The sequence below is a fragment of the Asticcacaulis sp. DW145 genome (genome assembly GCF_037101385.1).
Lineage (GTDB): Bacteria > Pseudomonadota > Alphaproteobacteria > Caulobacterales > Caulobacteraceae > Asticcacaulis > Asticcacaulis currens.
On sequence record NZ_AP029026.1, the window covers coordinates 64,060 to 84,006 of the forward strand.

General features: G+C 61.1%; 10 protein-coding genes. 4 read left to right on the forward strand and 6 right to left on the reverse strand.

What is annotated here, in order from left to right; genetic code table 11:
* Positions 1-40 precede the first annotated feature (40 nt).
* Positions 41-1,684: an alpha-L-fucosidase gene (locus AACH73_RS17445; protein ID WP_338736515.1), complete on the forward strand. Its 1,644-nt coding sequence runs from the start codon at positions 41-43 to the stop codon at positions 1,682-1,684.
* A 29-nt stretch (positions 1,685-1,713) separates the two neighbouring features.
* On the opposite strand, the gene AACH73_RS17450 is transcribed toward AACH73_RS17445, so the two are convergent.
* Positions 1,714-4,623 carry a TIM-barrel domain-containing protein gene (locus AACH73_RS17450; RefSeq protein ID WP_338736516.1) on the reverse strand — a complete coding sequence of 970 codons (2,910 nt, stop codon included), beginning with the start codon at positions 4,621-4,623 and terminating at the stop codon, positions 1,714-1,716.
* Positions 4,624-4,819: 196 nt separating this feature from the next.
* Between AACH73_RS17450 and AACH73_RS17455 the strand changes: the two genes are divergently transcribed.
* The gene (locus tag AACH73_RS17455) at positions 4,820-6,400 is read left to right on the forward strand and encodes an alpha-L-arabinofuranosidase C-terminal domain-containing protein (RefSeq protein ID WP_338736517.1); all 1,581 of its coding nucleotides are present in this window, start codon (positions 4,820-4,822) and stop codon (positions 6,398-6,400) included.
* Between the two features lie 4 nt (positions 6,401-6,404).
* Here AACH73_RS17455 and AACH73_RS17460 read toward each other — a convergent pair whose 3' ends face one another.
* The 5 genes from AACH73_RS17460 to AACH73_RS17480 form a co-directional block, all read right to left on the reverse strand.
* Complete coding sequence (locus tag AACH73_RS17460) at positions 6,405-7,322, reverse strand: family 43 glycosylhydrolase (protein WP_338736518.1); 918 nt, start codon at positions 7,320-7,322, stop codon at positions 6,405-6,407.
* A gap of 8 nt (positions 7,323-7,330) precedes the next feature.
* Positions 7,331-9,787 (reverse strand): beta-galactosidase GalA, encoded by a 2,457-nt coding sequence (galA, locus tag AACH73_RS17465; RefSeq protein WP_338736519.1) that lies wholly within the window; start codon positions 9,785-9,787, stop codon positions 7,331-7,333.
* A gap of 120 nt (positions 9,788-9,907) precedes the next feature.
* A complete protein-coding gene (locus AACH73_RS17470) occupies positions 9,908-10,819 on the reverse strand; it encodes a BadF/BadG/BcrA/BcrD ATPase family protein (RefSeq protein WP_272740889.1) in 912 nt (303 codons plus the stop codon).
* 45 nt (positions 10,820-10,864) lie between these two features.
* Positions 10,865-11,983, reverse strand: a complete 1,119-nt coding sequence (locus AACH73_RS17475; protein ID WP_338736520.1) for a heparan-alpha-glucosaminide N-acetyltransferase domain-containing protein — start codon at positions 11,981-11,983, stop codon at positions 10,865-10,867.
* Positions 11,980-14,271, reverse strand: a complete 2,292-nt coding sequence (locus AACH73_RS17480; RefSeq protein WP_338736521.1) for an alpha-N-acetylglucosaminidase — start codon at positions 14,269-14,271, stop codon at positions 11,980-11,982. Before AACH73_RS17480 ends, AACH73_RS17475 begins: the two co-directional genes overlap by 4 nt.
* A gap of 1,016 nt (positions 14,272-15,287) precedes the next feature.
* Between AACH73_RS17480 and AACH73_RS17485 the strand changes: the two genes are divergently transcribed.
* Positions 15,288-18,296, forward strand: a complete 3,009-nt coding sequence (locus AACH73_RS17485) for a TonB-dependent receptor (protein ID WP_338736522.1) — start codon at positions 15,288-15,290, stop codon at positions 18,294-18,296.
* 143 nt (positions 18,297-18,439) lie between these two features.
* Positions 18,440-19,939, forward strand: a complete 1,500-nt coding sequence (locus AACH73_RS17490) for a tryptophan halogenase family protein (RefSeq protein WP_338736523.1) — start codon at positions 18,440-18,442, stop codon at positions 19,937-19,939.
* Positions 19,940-19,947: the final 8 nt, after the last annotated feature.

Sequence of the window (19,947 nt, forward strand, 5' to 3'; positions counted from 1 at the left end):
ACAATCTTCCATTTCTCTGATAAAATATGAGGCAGGCCAGATGAAAGTCACCAAACGCGAATGGGTCCGGGGAACGGCGGGTCTGGCTCTGGCTTCGGCCTTGCCCGCCAGGGCGGCTCAGCTGGTCGAACCGGGCTTTGACAAGATAGCCGACGGGCCGTTCAAGCCGGAATGGGCCTCGCTTCAGAGCCAGTATCAGGTGCCCGACTGGTTCCGCGACGCCAAGTTCGGCATCTGGGCGCACTGGGGCCCGCAATGTGTACCGGAAGCGGGCGACTGGTACGCGCGTGAAATGTATTTGCAGGGCAGCGGGTCTTATAAGCATTTCGTCAAGACCTATGGCCACCCGGCGGATACGGGTTTTATGGACCTGTTGCCGCGCTGGAAGGCCGAAAACTGGAACCCGGATGAGCTGCTTGATCTCTATGTCAGCGCTGGGGCCAAATACTTCATGTCGATGGCCAACCACCACGACAATTTTGACATGTATGCCTCGCGCTTCCATGACTGGAACTCGACGCGTATCGGCCCACGCAAGGACATTGTCGGCATCTGGGAAAAGGCGGCGCGTAAGCGGGGTCTGCGCTTTGGCGTCTCCAACCACTCCGCCCACGCCTGGCACTGGTTCCAGACGGCCTATGGCTATGATGCCGAAGGCCCGCGTCAGGGCGAACGCTATGACGCCTACAAGCTGAACGCGCTCGATGGCAAGGGCAAGTGGTGGGAAGGGCTCGATCCCCGTATGCTCTACGGTGATCCGGTCATGGCCCTGCCCGATGGCTTCGATAACATAACCTCCGCCAATGCCTGGCACGAACTAAACGACCGGGTGTGGGACGAAAAGCCGCCGCTGAACAATCCGGCCTTTACGCGCCAATGGTATCTTCGCTGTAAGGATCTGATCGACAGCTATCGCCCCGATATCGTCTATTTCGACAATTTCGATCTGCCTCTGGGACAGGTGGGGCTCGATGTCACCGCCCACTTCTACAATGCCTCGGCCAAATGGCATGGGGGCAAGGTTGAGGGCGTGGTCAATATGAAGCCGCACGGCCCCTTCAATGGCGGTATCGTCGCCGATGTCGAGCGCGGCTCGAAATCGGCCATCGACGCGCGGCCGTGGCAGACCTGCACCTGCATTGGCCAATGGCACTATAACCGCCGCCTGTATGACGAAAAGCGCTACCTGCCTGCGGCCGACGTGGTCCATCGCCTGTGCGATATCGTCTCCAAGAACGGCAATCTGCTGCTCAGCGTGCCGGTGCGCCCGGACGGCACGATCGATTCCGAAGAACGCAAGATCGTCGAAGGCATCGGATCCTGGATGGCACGCTTCTCCGAAGCCATTTACGGTACACGCCCGTGGCGGGTCTTTGGCGAAGGCCCCACTCAGGTGGGCGTCGGCATGTTCGGCGAAAGCGCCCAGAAGCCCTTTACCGCCGAAGACCTGCGCTTTACCACGAAGGACAAGGCGTTCTATGCGATCACGCTGGGCCGGCCGGCACAGACGGTCACTATCCGCTCCCTGCAAGGCCGGGATCAGAAGCGCGTCAAGCGGGTGGAGGTGGTGGGCAGCCGCGATCCGCTGACCTTCCGTCAGAGCGCCGACGGTCTGGTCATCGACATTCCGCCAGCGGCCAGCCATGAGTTTGGTGTGGCCCTAAAAATCTACGGCGTGGTCTGATAAGAAAGGGGGCAAACGCCCCCTTTCGTTTAACCTTTGAAGCTGACAACGGCCTTTTGTCCGTCATAGAGGTGGTTGCGGGTCCGTGGCGGGTTTTGCCCGTCGATCAGCACAAGACGCAGCGCGCGTTTTTGCACCATGCCGGGGAAGCGGCCTTTGCGGGCCCCGATGCTGAGGCTCTGCGTCGCCTGCGACCAGGTCAGCGTATAGGTGCTGTACGCGCCTTTTTCGTAGTCATAGGTTTCGTTGTCGTCTTCATAGAGCGTAAAGCTGGCGTCCGCCCCGGCATAGATGCGGACCTCATAGGGCGCGTCCGGTTGCTCGGTGGCGTACTGCACAACCGGCCCCAGCGGCAGGATCGAGCCTTCGCGGATAAAGAACGGAAACACATTGAGCGGGGTTTCGCGCGTCACGCTCTGACCGCCCGCGAGCCTTTCTCCGCTCCAGAAGTGGTACCAGCCGTTGCCCGCCGGCAGATAGGTCTGTGTAGTGAGGTCCCGCACCTTGCGGCTTTCGGCCAGGGCGCGCAGATCGGCCGGCGTGCGCCACGCCAGACGCAAAGACCGCCCGGACGTCGCCTGATAATATTCGATCTTCACCGCCACAGCCTGCCCGCGCTTCAGGGTAAGCGGGGTGCCCTTATAGCGCGGTGCGCCGTTAGACCAGTCTTCGACCACAAGCTTGCCGTCGATAAACAGGCGGAAGCCGTCATCACCTTCGAGCCCAAGCTCAAACGCGCCGTCTTCCGGGGCAATCACCTGACCTTCCCAGCGGGCGGAGAAGTTGTTGAGGCTGCTCAAGCCCCCCGGCGCTTCGGCCAGAGGCGGCCCCGGCCAGGTGTGATCGAGTTTCGCGTCGATGACCTTGCCCTTCGGCGTCTCGAAATTTTCGCCTTCAAAATACTGGCCCGCCAGCCCGGGCCGGCCGTCGGGTGTGCGCAGCGCCTCAGCCGGAATCGTGGTCGCCGGCGGGTCCTGAAGATTATACATGGCGCGCGTCACCGGCTGCACCAGGCAGGCCGGGCCGAACATGAAGGTGTCGTTGATGTCGTACACCTTCGGGTCGTGCGGAAAGTCCATCGGCAGGGCCCGCATCAGCGTATAGTGTGAGGATGTTACCTGCCAGCTCAGGCTGTAGATATAGGGCAGCAGGCGATAGCGCAGATGCACCGCCTCCAGAAGTGCGGCATAGACCGTTGAGTCCAGCGTTTTGAAAATATAGGGCTCGCGCTCGATACTGGTGCCGTGCACGCGCATCAGGGGGTTGAAGACCGCAAACTGGAACCAGCGGGCAAACAACTCTCTGTAGGCGGGGTTGTTTTCACCGCCGGGGAAGGTGGTCACGAAGAAGCCGCCCGTATCCTGCGTCCAGTAGGGATTGCCAGTAATGGTGACGTTGAGACCGCCGGAAATCTGTTCGGCAAAGGTCTTCCAACTGGCGAAGATATCGCCCGACCAAGAGGTGGCGGCTGTGCGCTGCGCCCCGGCCCAGGCCGAGCGCGTCAGGGTCAGGACGCGCTTATTGCCGGTGGCGCGCTGCCCGTCATAGGTGCCCTGCGTCGTCATCAGGGTGTAGGGGTTGAGGTAGCGCGTAAAGTCGCCCATGGCATTGACGCCGAGGCCCTTGATATCGGCCTCCACCTCCGAGGCGTCCCAGCAGGCCGTGCCCACCTCGACCTCGGTGCCATCCATCCACAGGGCATCGACGCCCTTGTCCAGCAACCCGTGCTTGATGTGCTTGAAATAGATCTGCCGGCCCTTGGCGCTGAAGGCGTCGTAGATGCGCGCCTTTTTGGAGATCCAGTGCAGCGGCTTAAAGCGCAGGCCGTAGCTGTCGAGTTCTTTCGCCAACGCCGTATCGTTGCCGATGGATGGCCAGATAGAGATCATCAGCTTCAGATGCAGATCATGGATTTTGCGGATCATGCCATCGGGATCGGGGAAGCGTTCCTTGTCCCAGATCATACCGCTCCAGCTACCGTCCTTGTCTGAGCCCCAGTATTGCCAGTCCTGCACGATATAATCGAGCGGGAAGCCCTCCTTGCGGAAGGTCTCGGCCACCTCGACCAGACGCTGCTGCGTCTTGTAGCGCTCCTTGCTCATGAACAGACCGAAGGCCTGTTTCGGATACATGGGCGCGGCCCCGGTCAGGGTGCGATAGGCGGCGATGACCTTATCGGCGCTGCCGCCGCCCATGAAGTAGTAATCGACGCCGCCCGGCGCGCTTTCGGCCCACAGGGTCGCGCCGTCCGCGCCGTCAGAAAAGCGCATCTTGGAATAGGTGTCCCACAGGATGCCGTAGCCCTCGGACGACACCATGACGGGGATGATGATGCCGGTATTGGTCTGCACCAGAAGCAGGTTCTGACCGCGGCGGTTCAGCGTCGCTTCGTTGACATAGCCGAAGCCGTAAATGCCTTCGCCGGGTTTCAGGGTGAAGCTGTTTTCGACCTCATAACTGGGGGCGTTTTGCAAGGTGACCGGGCGAATGGCCTGCGGTGACGTGGCGCGTTCGCGCGTATAGAGGCGGCCATCGGCCGACAGGAAGCTCAGCGCGCCCGACACCTTGTCGATCTCGATGTTCAGGGCCGCGCTTTTGATCCGCAGCGTGGTCTTGCCGTCCTCGATCTGGAAGGCGACGGATTTGGGGCGACTCAAGATAACGATACTTTTGTTCGCCCAGTGGTTTTTGCCGAGATGCGCGTTCACCCGTACCGTGGCGGGACCATAGAACAGGACCGTCTTCGTGACGCCGTTCAGATGGAACTGCACGCCTTCGCTCAGCCGCTGATACTGAAAGCCCGGTGTATCGGGCGCCGGGAGGCGGATCACGTGCCCGTTGGCGTCAAGCGCGCTCTGACCCTTGGCGTGGGCGGCATGGGCCGCCGCCGCGAGAGAAGAGCCCGTTAAGGCCGCAAAGGCCCGACGTGAAAGACGCATACTCACCTCCCGATCTGTTTTATTGGTCTGAGTATATTATCGTTAGTTTTGTTCGGTGCTCAAGGTTTGATTTGGACCCAATACGGTTTCGTGAGCCGCAATTGGCGTCTGTAAATTGAATTGACACACCACTTTCGTCAAGGCTACGAAATTGGTTGGCCAAATTGAGCGTTACGGCTGCTTTCGGGACAGGGGCATGAGACACGATCTGAGCGTAAGCGTAAAGTTGTGGCGCTATCTGGCGGGCATAGTTTTAAGCGGGTGCCTTATGGCCGGGGCCGTGTTGGCCGAGCCGCTGCGCGCCTCCGGTGTGCTGATGGCCGAACCGTCGGGCCCGGTGATCAGCCGCTACCTCTTCGGTCAGTTTTCCGAACATCTGGGGCGCGGTATCTATGAGGGCATCTGGGTCGGACCCGACAGCCGCATCCCCAATGTGCACGGCATCCGCAGCGATGTGGTGGGGGCACTGAAGGCCATCCACGTGCCGGTCGTGCGCTGGCCCGGCGGCTGCTTTGCCGATGAATATAACTGGCGCGACGGTATCGGCCCACGGGCCAAACGCCCGGCGCGCAAGAACAACTGGTGGGCCGGATCGCCGGAAACCAATGCCTTTGGCACGCATGAATATTTCGACTTTGTGGAACAGATCGGGGCCGACGCCTATGTGTCGATGAATGTCGGCGCCTCTACCCCGACCGAAATGCGCCAGTGGATCGAATATATGACCTCGGACGGTGAGGATGCGCTGGCGCAGGAGCGTCGGCGCAATGGCCGTGACAAGCCGTGGCCGGTCAAGTTCATCGGCATAGGCAACGAATACTGGGGCTGTGGCGGCAAGATGACGCCGCAGCAGTACGGGCGCGACTTCATGCGCTTTACCGCCTTCTACCATCCGCAGCCCGGTCAGGCGGCAACCCGTGTCGCCGTGGGGGCGAAGAACGGTCTGACCGAATGGACCGACGCCGTGATGGATGAGGCGCTGGAGAATATGGACGCGCTGTCGCTCCATTATTACACCTCGCCCACCGGCAATGTCGATGTGACCAAACCCGCCACGGGCTTCGACGCGCAGGACTGGGCCGATACCTTCGTGCAGACCCTGAAGATGGAGGACTACATCAGCGCCCATTCCCGCGTGATGGACGCCCATGATCCGCAAAAGCGGGTGGCACTGTTTATCGACGAATGGGGCACCTGGTACACGGTCGAGCCGGGCACCGATCCCGGTCATCTCTATCAGCAGAACAGCCTGCGTGACGCTCTGGTGGCGGCGGTGAATTTCGACATCTTCATCCGTCACGCCGACCGTGTGCGCATGGCCAATATCGCCCAGACGGTCAATGTCCTGCAATCCCTCATCCTGACGCGCGGGCCTCAGATGGTGCTGACGCCGACCTATTACGCCTATCAGATGTACGTACCGTTTCAGGAGGCGACCGCCCTGCCGCTGCGGCTGGCGGCCCCGGATATCAAGGTCGGTACCACCTGGATGCCGTCGCTCAGCGGGGCGGCGGCGCGCGCGACCAACGGCGACTATCTGGTGGCGCTGAGCAATCTGTCGCCACAGGAGGCCGTGGAGATGCGCCTCGACCTGCGCGACCTGCGGGTACAGACGCTCAGTGCGCAGATACTGACGGCGGAGGCGATGGACGCCCACAATGATTTCGGGCGTGCAGACACCGTAAAGCCGCACCCCTTTGACGGGGCGCGGCTCGAAAACGGGTATCTGGTGCTGACGCAGCCGGCCAAATCGCTGATCGTGCTGACCCTGAAATAGGCCTTCAGGGCTTTACCTTGACCTCACGGATCGTGCCGTCGCGATTGTAGCGCAGCGGTTCGATGGCGATGGAGCGCTTGTGATCGCCGCCGCCGGGCAGCAGGTTGTCGTGATAGAAGAACCACGGCTTGCCCTTGAAGGTGATAATCGCCTGATGGTTGGTCGAGATTTTCAGATAGTCGAAAATCACGCCGCGATAGGTATAGGGGCCCATCGGCGTTTTTGAGGTGGCATAGACGATCTGCCCCGGCCAGCCGGTCGAAAAGCTGAAATAATAGAGGCCCTTATGCTTGTGCAGGAAGGGGGCCTCACCATATTTCTTCTTGGGATCATTGGCCGGAAAGCCCTCGATGACCAGATTTTCGATCGGCCCGGCCAGCGAGGTCATATCGGCATTGAGCTTGACGATCTTGGGCACGCGCGTGCCAAAGGTGAGATAGGCCTGACCGTCATCGTCGATCAGCACCTGCGGGTCGATGGGCTCGTCCCCGGCATTGGCGTCGCGCGCCTTGTCGATCAGGGCGTCGCTGCGCGCATCCTTGAACGGCCCGGCCGGGGTATCGGCCACGGCCACGCCGATCTTATCGCCGCCTACGGGGGCGTAGAAGTAGTATTTGCCGTTGCGATAGGCGGCTTCGGGGGCCCAGGCCTTGGCATCGGGGCGCGCCCATTTGAACACGGTGACGCTCAGAAACGACCCATCGTCGCGCCAGGTTTTCAGGTCGTTGGACGTATAGAGCCGCCAGCTTGTCGAATCCCAGTAGGTGCCGGAATTGGAGGCGTCGTCCGTGGCGTAGAGATAGACCTTGCCATTGAAGACGTGCGGCGAGGGGTCGGCATTGAAGCGCGTGCTGATCGGTTCACCGGCAAGGGCCTGCGTCGCCGAGAGCAGCAGGAGGGCGGAACTGAGTTTAAAGGTCATGACGTCCTCTATCGCGAAGTAAAGGTGAGGGTGGCGGCGCTCAGGCCCTCGGCGCGGGCCTCAAACGTGAAGCGCCCGCCGGTTTTGGTCGTCTGCACAATGGCCTGTGCGTAACCGTTGAAGAGGCGGCGATAAGAGGCCTTGTCCGGCTCGTGGCTGTTGGGATTGCCGTTGCCGACGCCGATCAGGCGGCCCTGACCGGTCAAAGCAAACTGGATCAGATCGTCGGCCAGCGGCACGGTGACACCCGCCTTATCGACGGCGCTGACGCTGATCATGGCCACGTCCTGACCGTCGGCGCTCAGTTGTGTCCGGTCGGCGCTGAGGACCAGACGATGGGGTGCACCGGCGGTCTTGCGCTCGCTCTTCATCATCACCATGCCGCCCTTATAGCCATAGGCGGTGAGGGTGCCCGGCGCAAAAGGCACGGCCCATTCCAGATGCGAGTCGCGCCGCATCGTCTGGCGGCCCAGCGACTTGCGATTGAGGAAGAGTTCCACCTCATCGCAGTTGGAATAGGCCCAGACTGAAACCGTCTCGCCTTCGCTCCAGTTCCAGTGCGGCAAAAGGTGCAGCACGGGTTCGTCCTGCCACCAGGCGCGGTAATAGTGATAGATGTCCTTGGGGAAGCCGCAACTGTCGAAGACGCCGAAATTGGAGGCAACCGACGGCCACCAGTTGAAGGGCGTCGGTTCGCCGCGATAGTCGAACCCGGTCCAGATGAAACCGCCCAGCAGGTAAGGCTTTGAATTATAGAGGCTCCACCAGGTTTCCGCCGTCGCCCCCCAATAGGGGTGTTCGGTGTCGTAAGAGGCCACGACCTGCCGTTTGGCGTCGGTCTTGTATTCACCGCGGGTCGACACCGCGCTGGCCGTTTCGGTGCCGATGATCGGCATGTCGGGGAAGCGCGCGCGGAAGGGCTCGATCTGGGCTTCGTGATAGTTGAAGCCGATGACGTCCAGCGCCGTCGTAATGCCGTCGCCAAAGCCCTTGTTCATGGCCGCATTGACCTTGCGCGTCGGGTCAAGCTCACGGATGCATCGCGCCATGCTTTTGGCGACTTTAAGGCCGCGCGCCGTCATCTGCTGCGGTTCCTCATTGCCGATGGACCACAGGATGACGCTGGGGTGGTTTCGGTCGCGGCGGATCAGGGCCTCAAGCTCGCTCAGGCCCTGCCGGCTGGAGGTCATCTGGCGCACCTCGTCAATGACCAGCAGGCCCAGCTCGTCGCAGGCATCGAGCAGCTCCGGCGTCGGCGGATTGTGCGAGGTGCGATAGGCGTTGGAGCCCAGACTCTTGAGCTGCTTCAGACGCCACACCTGAAGCGCATCCGGAATGGCCGCACCCACCCCCGCATGGTCCTGATGGTTGTTGGTGCCCTTGATCTTGACGGGTTGGCCATTGAGGAAGAAGCCTTCCCTGGCATCAAAACGCAGGTCGCGCAGGCCGAAACGCAGCGAATAGAGATCGTGGGTCGCCTCCGTCGTCACCTCGACCCGCAGCGTGTAGAGATAGGGGCTGTCGATCGACCACAGGCGCGGTTGCGGCAGGGTGAGGCGCACCTCGCGGGTTGCCGGGGATTGCGCGTTCAGCTCAACCGTCTGGCGCGTCGTGGCGACCGCGGTGCCGTCCTTGTCCAGTGCCGTGACCTCAAGCGTGGCAACTTGCGCCGCCTCGCTGCGGTTGACGAGATCGACCGTGGCTTCGACCGTGCCGTTGGTCTGCGGCCGCACAAAGACGCCCCATTGCGGCACGTGAACGGGGTCGGCCTTGACCAGCCAGACATGGCGATAGATGCCGGCCCCTTCGTAGAACCAGCCTTCGCCATAGGACGCATCAACGCGCACCAGCAGCACATTGGGCGTGTCGTCCGTATTGATAAAGTCGCTAATATCGACGCGGAAGGAGGTATAGCCGCTGTCGTGACGCTCAAGGATATAGCCATTGAAGATGATGGTGGCGTCGCGGAACACGCCATCGAACTCCAGCCACAGGCACCTGCCCGCATCGGCCTTATCCAGCGTGATCAGGCGGCGATACCAGCCGACCGAGGTTTCCGGAAACTTGCGCCCGATCGGCTTATAGCCGTGCGCGGCGGCGTAGTCCTCATCGTCCTTGTCCGCCGGGTTGCGGCGATAGTCTTCGTTATTGACGAAGGGCAGTTCGACCGCCCAGTCGTGCGGCAGGATGACGGACCGCCAGGTCGAATCGTCGTAATCGGCCGCGTCCGGCTTGGCCCCGCTGCGCCCCTGTTTGGCAAGGGTGCGTTGGTTGGCCCCAAAACCAAAATCGCGCTCCAGGTCTTCGGCATGACCGAAATGAAAGCGCCAGCCGTCATCGAGCCGCAGGCGCTGACGCGGGCTGCTTGACGCCGGGGAGGTGGCGGCGGCGACCGGGGCCGCCAGAGTGCTGGCCATGCCGATAACGGGGAGGCTGGCCACTACGGTGCGTCGGTTGGGTGTCATCGGTCACGCAATCATAAAAGAGGCGCATCCTCTCAAAAATCCGGAGTTTGGAGAGGATGCGCCCAGTTGCCGAAGCCGGCACACGCTTTGTCCGGCGTTTCGGGGAGAACGGTAATCAGGTCAGACGAGGATCTTGCCGGGCGAGGCCAGACCGTTGCTGGCCCCTCTGGCCAGAAGGATCGCCCCTTCGACGGCGTCCTGTTCCGGCTCGCTGAGGAGGGCTGCGTCACGTGTCGAAAGCCAGGGGCGGATCGGCTCGCCCAGACCGCCCACCAGAGCGATGCGTTTGGCCCCCAGATGGTGCAGGCGACGCAGATAAAGCCCGATATCTTCGGCCACCGCGCGCACCAGTGCCGTGGCGACCAGATCGCCCTTTTCGGCATAGCCCATGATGGTGGGGGCCATCGCGCCATAATCGCTGGGCGTCGCCGTGGTGACAAAGGCGATCACATCGGCGGGCTGCCCGCCAAACGAGGCGATCATTTCGCGCGTGAAGTCGGTCGCCGGGGCGATCTTGTCAAAGCCGCGCAGCGCCGCCCGCAGCGCCGCCCGGCCCAGACCCGCCGCCGAGCCGTCATCACCGACTTCGAACCCCCAGCCGCCAATGCCCTGACCCACACCGTCGCTGAGGATATAGCCCGCGCTGCCTGTGCCGCAGATCTGAATGGCCCCGTCCTTGCCGGAAAACGCCCCCAGACAGGCGGCGTGCGCGTCGCTGGCCACCGAGATCGCGCCGAAATCCGGCCCGGCATCGACGGTCACCTGCGCGCTGGTGGCCGAGGTGACCCCGGCCAGCCCCAGCCCGATATGGATGTCGGGCAGGTCGGCATGGGTGAGCTGTGCCTGTGACAAGGCCTCATCGACGGCGGCCATGATATTGCGCCACACAAGCCCCAGCCCCAGCCGGATATTGCCCGCGCCGCCATAGCCTTCGCCTAACACCTGACCGGCCCGGTTGCGCAGACGCGCGCGGCAGCGCGTGCCGCCGCCATCGACGCCGATATAGTAGAGGGGAGGAATGATATCGGTCATATTATTCATGCTTATAACAGAAACAGGACGCTCCGGTTACCCGGATCAGAGTTTGATGATGAGGTGTTTGCGGTCCATCCACCAGCCCAATCCCCAGCAGACCAGCATATAGGCGACCGCACAGGCCAAAGCGCCCCACGATCCCGTCACCGGCGTGCGGAAGAGGTTAAGGCCGATCAGGTCGTAAAGGCCATGCCCTTCGGCGTTTTTGAAGGTTTGCAGGACGGTGACCAAAAGCTCTGAAAACAGATAGATAACGAGCGGATTGCGCCCGAAGGTCTCAAAGAAGCCCAAGCCCTCGCTGCGTTTGGCCACATCGACATAGGCAATGATCCCCGACAGGATCAGGCAGTCGAACCCTATGGTCAGTAGCGCAAAGGATGAGGTCCACAAACGCTTGGAGAAGGGGAAGCCGAAACTCCAGACGAGGGCGACGGAAGCGAGGGCCAGCCCGACACCACTTAGGATCAGGACGGTGCCAAAGCGGTCTTCGGTTTTGAGGATCAGACGGCCGCACAGATAGCCGGCCAGCACATTGACGATGGCGGGAAGGGTTGAGAGCAGACCTTCCGGATCATAACCCCTGGCTCCGCCGCGGTACATGTGATCGAGCCCAAGCACGAACTGGTCGATTTTGGCCCCCAGATTGCCCGTCATGGTGAGCGCGTCGGCGGCGGGTGTAAAGGCGTAGAGCAGGCCCCAATAGCCCAGCAGCAGCCCGCCACTGAGGATGAGAATGCCCTTTACCGACAGATAGCGCGCCGCCAGCGCTGCAAACAGATAGCAGAGCGCGATACGCTGAAGCACGCCCATAATGCGGGTGTGGCCGATATCATTGAAGGCCCATGCGCCATCCGGCGTCTGATGCACGAAGGGGAACCAGTACATCAGATAGCCGAGCAGGAAGATCAGGGCCGAGCGCTTCAGCGCCTTCAGCAGAAACGCTTTCTGTGGCAGAGGCTTGCGAAAGGCGAAAACCATCGAGTTGCCGATGGCGAACAGAAACGACGGGAAGACCAGATCGGTCAGGGTAAAGCCGAACCATTGCGCGTGCTGAAGCTGCGCAAAGGGCTCGGCCCCGGCGGGCGACGTATTGACCACGATCATGACGCAGATGGTCAGGCCGCGAAACACATCAAGGGCGGTATAACGGGCGGCGCTCATGCCTTGGCCCCCAGTTGTGCGACAAGGGCGTGGGCCGCCTTGAGCGGCTGTTTCGGTGCGTGGCGTTTGAAGGGGATATCGGCCCTGACCCACGCCTGCTCCCAGCCGATCAGGTCGCGCGTAAAGGCCTTCTGATCGAAGGGGGCGCCACCGTTCGCCGAGACGCGCAAGGCGGCCAGAAGCTTCATCCAGCGCGGCAGGTAGAAGTCCTTATAGAGCCCCTGCCACGCTTTTGAGGCATAGTCGTTGAGATTGCCCTTGCCGCCCCAGACCGTCACCTGCGCCTTGGCATTCAGCACATAATAGGCCTTGTCTTCGGGCGTATCGCCATAGGCGCGCGCCGCGTCGATCCAGCTCGCCAGCGTGTCGGGTTGGGCCCCCATCAGCGTATCGACCTGCGTGACCAGCGCGCGGATTTCTTCGCGCAGGGCGTCGCCGGTTTTCATATCGCCCGCCTTATAGGCCTTCATGGCGGCGATCAGACGGTCGTCGATCTCTTCGGAGACCAGATGCCGCACGGCGTCGATCACGTCGTGGCGATAAAGGGCCGAACCTTCAAAGCCCTTCAGCGACAGGAAGGCCGCAACGGCGCTGCGCAGTTTGGCGCGATCGCCCGGATGGCCCTCAAACTCCACCATGTCCGCCGTCGGGCGCTTGCACAGAAGATAGGCCCCGGCCTTGCTGCGCCACCAGCGCGGCGTCCAGTAGCGCGTCGAAAACGCCGCCTCAACATAGGTGGTCCATGCGGCCACCAGCGCAGGTGTCACCTGCCCATAGCGGCTTTTCAGATAGATGGTGAGCCATTCGCTCACCGTCTGGTCGGTCTGACCCCAGGCCAGATCATAGGCGTATTCATAGACGATGGAATTGTTGTGCAGACCTTCCGGGAAGAGGCCGAAGCCTTTGAGATCGCCGGTATCCTTGCGCGCCAGAACGCTTTTGATATCGTCGCGGTAGAAGCCGAGGTCGCCATAGACGGGGTTGGATGCGCCGTAATTGTGCACATAGCCGTAGATCCACGGCTTACCCTGAAAGGCGTTGCTCGATTGCCAGACGCCGGGATAGCGGTCATTGCCGATATCGAGGATCATCAGCCTGTCCTGCGGCACGTTGCGCAGGAAGGCCCCGATGGCGTCCGGCGTCCAGAAATGCTTGTCCGCGCCGAACAGCCAGCCCTGCATGGTCCACACGGCGTCGGGCCGCGCCTGACGGATGGAGTCGTAGATGGCCTTGCCATACGCGGCGAGGCGCTCGGCCTTCACCGCCGGATCGACGACGGTTTCCGTCTCCCTGGTATTGGCGGTGGAGTCGCCATACTTGGCGGCCTTGACGTCCGACCCGTCGTGCGAGATCGGCGGCAGCATCTCATTGAAGGAGTCGGCCAGATAATAACGGCCCCCGCCATAGGTTTCGCTATAGAGCGCAATGAAGCGCGCGGCGATCTTGGCAAACAGCGGATCGGCCGGATCGAGCCAGTAGGTCTCATGGAAGCCTTCCCACGGGCGCATGGGATAGATGCGCGCTTCCGGGTGCTTCTGCGCAAAGGCCTTGGGGACATAGCCGCCAAAGGCCGGCAGGATGGGCGTCATGCCCAGCTCGGTCATGCGGGCGAGAATCTGCACCTGTAGCTTGTGCTTCTTCTCGATCCACGCTTGCGGCACGGGGGCCAGATAGCCTTCGATATTGCCCATGCGGTGCCAGGGCGTGAAGGCGGGGCCTGAGAAGTAGTCGCCCAGTTCGGCGTCGCTGAGGCCCAGCTCGCGCCACAGGGCCTGCCAGACATATTCCTGTCCTTCCATGGCCAGAGGCATGTCGATGCCGTGCAGCGCCATCCAGTCCAGTTCGCGCTCCCAGCGCGCCCAGTCCCAGAAGGGCGTCGTATACCCAAAGGTGCACGTATTCATATAGACGCGGTGGGCGAACGGGCTTTCGACCTTGGCGGTGTCCGCCGTCGGCAGGCGCGCGGGCAGGGCGACGCGGTCGCCTTCCCAACTGGTCTGGGCTGCGCCCACACGTTTTAGATAGCTATAGGCCCCGTGCGTCAGCGCGACCGGCGAATTGCCGCGAATGGTGACCTGCCCCCCCGTCGTCGTGGTCGCGTACCACGGCAGTGCGCCTGACGGATCGAGGCTCAGGCGGATGCGCGCGGCGTCGCGGCCCAGAAAACGCTTCAGCACCGCTTGCGCGGCTGACGGAGCGGTTGCGGCGTGAAGGGCGGGCGCGAGACCAAGCGTGGTCGCCGTCGCTATAGAGGTCGAAAGAAACGTCCGGCGGCTAAGAGCGGGCATTGTCAGGTCTCAACAGAGGAAGATAGGCGCGAGGATCGTCGGTTCACGCCTCAGCCACATCAGGCCTTAGTCACACTTCCTTTTGGGAATGAGGCGGGATGGTCTGGCCAGGTTTACTGTTAAGCCGAAGAAATATTATATTTAATATTTGATCCGGCCCGATAATTCTTTTTTGCCTGTGAAGGCTCTGGTCACTCACTCTATGCGTCAAAAAATTGGCCTGTCAATTTTTTTATGTCAAACATCTGTCGCTTTTTTCCCTTGGCCCGGTCCGGCGTGATCGGGGTCATACGCTGTGTATGGGCGTAGCAAGGCCTTTAGGGCAGAGATTTTCTAGGCTTTTTTAAGCGGTCAATCGTTTGTCGCTTATTACCGCGGATAGACAGGCCCCCTGGCCATACGGGCGTTGAGCGCCGGTTTGGCCCTCGATTTTCGATTTTTCGCATTTTGGCGCGCCAATATTGGTTTGACCTATTTTCCGTCCGGGCGGCCTGATTCCCTCGACCGCATTGGTAAACCAAAGCGCTGGAGGCCGGTTTTCATATCGGCGCTATCTCACTTTGTGTCATATATGAGACAGTGGTTCGACGAGATTGGAATTTGGTTGACCTCTTGTTCGTGCTCGCAAAGAATTTAAATAGCTGAAATATAACAATTAAAAACAAACCGCCAAAAATCGTTTCGCAATTGCGTCAAAATTGGCCCGCAAAAATCGTTTGTGTCAGCCATATTACAAATTGACAGGCCAATTATTCGGCGCATATTCGAGTGCGATGGACGCGGACCGCATAGTAAGTTGTGCGGGTAGCGTTATCAATAAGACGATAGAAAAAGCAAAAAATGCTTAAGTTGAGTTCGCCGCGACTTTAAATTCTGTGTTGCGGTCAGGTGGTCCTGAAGGTGTAATTGACAGACCTTTACCTGACGGCAAGCACAGAACAGAGGCGGGGCACGGAATTGCACCAAGCCTGTGCCGCTCAATTGAGTAAGGCCAGATATCCCAGGAGAAGTTAGAGATGAAATTGCGGTCATACGCGAGGGGGACGAAATCCATCCTTCTTGGCGCCACCATGCTGATGGGTTGCGGTGCCGCTGTCGCGCAAGCGCAGGAAGCGGCCAAGAACGCGGCTGAGCCGGAAGTGGTCGTGGTTACGGGTCTGAAAAAGAGCTATGCCGACGCCGTTCGTGCCAAGCGCAACAATATCGAAATCACCGATGGTATCTCCTCGGATGGTCTGGGTCGCTTCCCCGACCTGAACGTGGGTGAAGCCCTGCAACGCGTCCCCGGCGTCCAGATCAACCGCGAAGCCGAAGGCCGTAACGCCACCATCAACCTGCGCGGTATGCCAGGCTCCTACGCCCGCACGACGCTGAACGGGGTGGCCTTTGCCGCGCCGCCGTCGCTCGCCAATGATCAGGGCGCGCCGCTCGGTGCTTTTAACTCCGACATCTTCTCGGCCTTCGTCATCGAAAAGTCGCCGATGGCCAATGCCCAGTCGGGCGGCCTCTCCGGCAATATCGACATGCAAATCGCCGGCGCCCTGTCGCGCACGGACGGCGGCGTGTTCAAGGCGGCGATGGAATATAACGAGCTGGGCGGTAAGACCGCTCCCGCCTTCACCCTGGGCTATAACAAGCACCTGAGCAGCACCCTGGCCGTCTTTGGTACGGTGGCCTACAAGAAAGAAAACTTCCGCCGTGATACGCTGCGTTTTAACGGCTACAGCCGTCTGACGCCGGGCCTGACGGGCCTGTCGAAGTCGCAGTTTGCCGCCACCTATGGCGATTACTATTCGGCCACAGCTTGTCCGTCGTCGGGCTCCTTCTGCCGCACGCTGAACAGCGTGGTCGGCGCTTTGCCTAACGAAAACTTCAACACCGCCACAACGGGTTCGAAGGGCAATACCGGCGTCTATGCGCTGGACGCCATCCGTCAGTATACCCGTGAGAATATCGGTCAGTTGTGGACCGCTTCGGGCGGCGTTGAATGGAAGCCGAACGACAACACAAAGGTCGGCCTGATCGGTTACTACACCCAGCGCGATCTGCCGAAGACCACCCAGTACTTCCTGATCAACGCCGTCTGGGATGGCGCGGGCACCATCACGCCGTCGGGCACGCCGGTTCAGACCTCTGACGGTCGCTGGCTCTATCAGACGGCCGACTACGCTAACTTCCCGGCCAAGTCGTCGACGCGCCTCTACTCGCAGAAGCAGGAGTCGCAGGGCTTCATCGGCAACCTCGACTGGTCGAACGAAGACTGGAAGGTTTCGGCCATTGTTGCCGGTTCAAAAGGGGCCAACCAGTCTCTGGAAACCGAGCTCGATCTGCAAACCAACCCGGTCACCGGCGGCAACGGGATCAGCGGCCGTCTGACGACCGGCTTCGGCGATCTGGATGGCTTCAGCTACACGGTCAACCCGACCCCGCAAAACCGCATCTTCAACACGGGCTGGATCTGGGGCGGCAGCGACGACCCGGAAGGTTACAACACGGCTGACGGCAAGTACTACCTGAACATCTCCGGTTCGGAGAGTTTCGCTGAGCAGACGGTGACGTCCGCACAGATCGATGCGGAACGCTTTGTGAAGTTCGGTCCGATCACCAGCATCAAGGGCGGGCTGCGCCTCGAAAAGAATGAGTTCAAGTCGCGCGGCTTCCGTAACATGGCTTATGGCGCCAAGTTGCAGAATATCACGCAGGACCTGGTCTATACCCCGTCCTTCGTCAACGACTTCATGAACGGCAATGCTTCGATCAGCAAGAACTGGCAGGTTATCGATGCCGAGCGCTTCATTGCGGCGGTCACCCCCGTGGACATCTACACCCCCTCGGGTGGCGGTCTGACCACGCGCGGCTTTAATATCCTGTACAAGGATGGCGCCTTTGCCGATAACAACTACCGCACCCAAAACGACCTGACCCAGGCCTACATCCAATTCAAGTACGAAACGGAAGTGCTGGGCCACCGTCTGCGTGGTAACTTCGGTACGCGTTACGAAGGCACGCAGAACACCATCGACTCGCTCGACACCTACCGCAACTTCACCGGTGCCGTCGGCTCCCTGTCGGACTTCAAGTGGCAGCGTCTGGAAAACAAGTATCATTACTGGCTGCCGTCGGCGATCTTCGCCGCCGACATCAAGGATGACCTGATCCTGCGTGGCGCCTATTACAAGACCTACGTCCGTCCGCAGGACCGTCAATTCTCGCCGGTGACTCGCATTGGTGAGCCGGTAAGCTCGAACCAGAATGCTGGCAATCTGACTTCGGCGACGGCGTCGATCCGAATTGGTAACAACAAGCTGCGTCCATACCTCGCCGACTCCTACGATCTGTCGCTGGAATGGTATAACCGTCCGAACGGCGTGATCTCGCTGGCCTACTTCAAGAAGGTCATCACCGGCCGTATCGTGGGCACCTCGGACCCGGCCATCCTGTGTCCGGCCGATGGGTCGAACTGGGGTTATGGGCCGCTGTCGTGGGATGGCCAGACGTGTACCGCTACTAGCCGTAGCACGGCCACGAACAAGCTGTATATCTCAGCCTCAGGGGCCTACAACCTCGACAGCGACACGACCGTGGACGGGCTTGAGTTCAACATCCAGCAGAACTTCGACTTCCTGCCGGGCTTCTGGAAGAACTTTGGCGGTAACTTCAACTACGCCTATACCAAGTCGAAGAGCCCGGCCATCGCGCCCTTCCCCGGTATCTCGAAGCACGCGGCGAACGCCATCCTGTACTACGAGACCCCGAAATACGGTATCCGCGCGGTTTACAACTACCGTACCGACTATCCTCTGAACGCCAACGGCACCTATACGGGTGGCGCGCGTTCGGTGAAGGAACGCGGTCAGCTCGACCTGTCGGCCTCGTATAACCTGACCGATCGTTTCACCATCTCGCTCGATGCCTATAACATCACCGACGAGAAGCGTTACGAGTTCGAAAACGATCACCGCTTCGTGCGCTGGATCGACTATGACGGCCGTACCTTCACCCTCACGGGTCGTGCGACCTTCTAAGCCTCCTGCGGGTTCCCGTTCGCGGGAACCCGCCTACACCGTGTCCAGAGCGCTCCCCCTCCTGAAAAATAGCTCTGGATACGGGCCTCGATGCCTGACAAGTGTTTTGTCAGGCATCTTTTTTTCAGCTAGCGGTAAGGGACATGTCCCAGAAGATAAGACACGTGGTCATTGCCGGAGGCGGCACGGCGGGGTGGATGACCGCCGCCTGGTTTGCCAAACTGCTCAAGGACGATGTCGAAACCATCACCCTCGTCGAAAGCGAAGAGATTTCGACCATCGGCGTGGGCGAGGCGACAACCCCCTATATCCGCGTCTTCAATCAGGTTCTCGGCATTGACGAACACGCCTTCCTCAAGGCGACCTATGGCACCTACAAACTCGGTATCGAATTTGTCGATTGGGGTGCTCTCGATAACCGCTATGTGCACCCGTTCGGCCCCTTCGGACGAGAATTCGGGGCCCTGCCGTTTCATTCGGTGTGGCTGCGCCATGCCCTGAGTGGCGATGAGACGCCGCTCGATTCCTATAATCTTCAGGCGCTGGCGGCCAAGGCCGGCAAGTTCATGCCGCCCGCCGGGGCCAATTCGCCGCTGGCTGAAATCAGCTATGCCTATCATTTCGATGCCGCCCACTACGCCGCCTTCCTGCGCCAGATGTCCGAGGCCGAAGGGGTGCGCCGTGTCGAAGGCCGCATCGAACACGTCGATCTGAATGAGCGGGGGTTCATCACCGGCCTGCGTCTGAACGGCGAGCGCCTGATCGAGGGCGATCTGTTTATCGACTGCACCGGTTTCCGCTCGCTCCTGCTGGGCGAGGCGCTGGGGGTCGGTTTTGAGGACTGGTCGCACTGGCTGCCGTGCGACCGCGCCCTGGCTGTGCCCAGCCGCGCCACCGAGCCGCCGGTGCCCTATACGCGCTCGACCGCCCATAGTGCCGGGTGGCGCTGGCGTATCCCGTTGCAGCACCGCGTCGGCAATGGCAGCGTCTATTGCAGTCAGTTCATGGACGAGGACGCGGCGCGCGAAAACCTGCTGGCCAATCTCGATGGGGAGCCTCTGGCCGAACCGCGCGCCATCCGTTTCCAGACCGGCCGCCGCCGGAAATTCTGGGAAAAGAACTGCGTCGCCATCGGCCTGTCGTCCGGCTTTCTGGAGCCGCTGGAATCGACTTCGATCATGCTGATTCAGAACGGTATCGCGCGATTGCAGTATCTGTTCCCCGATCGCGACTTCCATCAGGCCGATATCGACACCTATAATGCCGATCTGACGCGTGAATATGAGGAGGTGCGTGACTTTCTCATCCTGCACTATTATGCCGGATCGCGCCGGGACAGCGCCTTCTGGACCTACTGCCGCGACATGGCCGTGCCGGTCGCCCTGACCCACCGGCTCGACCTGTTCCGCAGCCGGGGCCGCATCCCGCAGGAGCGCGGCGAGCAGTTTCGAACGGGCAACTGGCTGGCGGTCATGTGGGGGCAGGGCCTGCGCCCGGCGGCCCCCGATCCGCTGACGCTCAGCATCCCTGAGGCGCGCTCGGAAACCTGGCTGCGCCAGACGCGCGAAGTGATCGCCGCCTGTCGTGACCGGATGCCACCGCACGAGGACTATATCCGCCACTTCTGCGCGGCCAATGTTTAGATAAGGAC

Bases quoted from the DNA above. Each gene is read 5' to 3' on its own strand.
- AACH73_RS17455 (WP_338736517.1), top strand. From the start codon at position 4,820: ATGAGACACGATCTGAGCGTAAGCGTAAAGTTGTGGCGCTATCTGGCG.
- AACH73_RS17470 (WP_272740889.1), bottom strand. From the start codon at position 10,819: ATGACCGATATCATTCCTCCCCTCTACTATATCGGCGTCGATGGCGGC.
- AACH73_RS17450 (WP_338736516.1), bottom strand. From the start codon at position 4,623: ATGCGTCTTTCACGTCGGGCCTTTGCGGCCTTAACGGGCTCTTCTCTC.
- AACH73_RS17460 (WP_338736518.1), bottom strand. From the start codon at position 7,322: ATGACCTTTAAACTCAGTTCCGCCCTCCTGCTGCTCTCGGCGACGCAG.
- AACH73_RS17490 (WP_338736523.1), top strand. From the start codon at position 18,440: ATGTCCCAGAAGATAAGACACGTGGTCATTGCCGGAGGCGGCACGGCG.
- galA (WP_338736519.1), bottom strand. From the start codon at position 9,787: ATGACACCCAACCGACGCACCGTAGTGGCCAGCCTCCCCGTTATCGGC.
- AACH73_RS17485 (WP_338736522.1), top strand. From the start codon at position 15,288: ATGAAATTGCGGTCATACGCGAGGGGGACGAAATCCATCCTTCTTGGC.
- AACH73_RS17445 (WP_338736515.1), top strand. From the start codon at position 41: ATGAAAGTCACCAAACGCGAATGGGTCCGGGGAACGGCGGGTCTGGCT.
- AACH73_RS17475 (WP_338736520.1), bottom strand. From the start codon at position 11,983: ATGAGCGCCGCCCGTTATACCGCCCTTGATGTGTTTCGCGGCCTGACC.
- AACH73_RS17480 (WP_338736521.1), bottom strand. From the start codon at position 14,271: ATGCCCGCTCTTAGCCGCCGGACGTTTCTTTCGACCTCTATAGCGACG.